This window comes from Oleiphilus sp. HI0128 (assembly GCF_001635365.1).
In genome coordinates, this window is sequence record NZ_LWGG01000136.1 from 1 (window position 1) to 823 (window position 823).

The window sequence follows — 823 nt, forward strand, 5'->3', positions numbered from 1 at the left end:
ACGTTGAGGGCTCAGATACGCTAATCACGCATTGATTGGGGTCGGTTTGTGGGTCACAGGAACCTATGCTGATTGAGAATACGTCATCGGGAAAAGCAAACTGCGTATTCTGGCCATCAGGACTTAGAAATATTGCTCTGTCCAAGTCGCTACCGGTCACATTGTACAGGTCGATAAATAAGTCTTCAGGGTCGAAGCCGATGATGACAAAGCCATCGGTACAGCAATTCACCCAATCCAAATCAATATTGATAGAGCTAGTTGTACCCAGTGCACTATTACCTCCTTCATTTGGGTCATCTAAGAATGCCAGTGCTGCGGGTGTAGAAAAGTCAATGCTGGCATTAAAAGAGCCGCCTCCACTTCCATTTGGTCTTTCAAGAATTACCCCAAAGCTCAATTCATTGGTAAGCGTATTCACATGAGAAAATATCTGCAAGGCGTCAGCTTCTAAGGGGATGGGGGTTGTGGTTCCAGGGTAAACCGGGTTCGCTGATGCTGCCCAAGGGCTACCATAGTTGTAGAAATCAGTGCCTGTTTCTGCACTGTCGAAAGTACCTAGCAAGAACTGAGAGCCATTAAAGTCAATATCCAATACTGCAGCCGAAGCAATTGAAGAAGACAAGGATAGAACGACAGCTGTACACAAATGCCAAATAATGTTTTTCATTGTCTGTTTCCTTCCTATTGTGTTGGTTTTATTGTGAGTTATTGATCAAAAAATACGCAGGAAATAGACCAGATTCTGTAACTTTAGTTATTACAGTAACTTGTCCGCAAGGCTATAAAGGTAGGTTTCAGAACGTGTAAAACTCTTCGACAC

At 43.5% G+C, this 823-nt stretch carries 1 protein-coding gene; it reads right to left on the reverse strand.

Translation table 11 applies throughout. The annotated features are described in order from the left end of the window. The coding region (locus A3763_RS01795; protein WP_068759840.1) for a hypothetical protein at positions 1-670 on the reverse strand (670 nt) is incomplete at its 3' end. Positions 671-823: the final 153 nt, after the last annotated feature.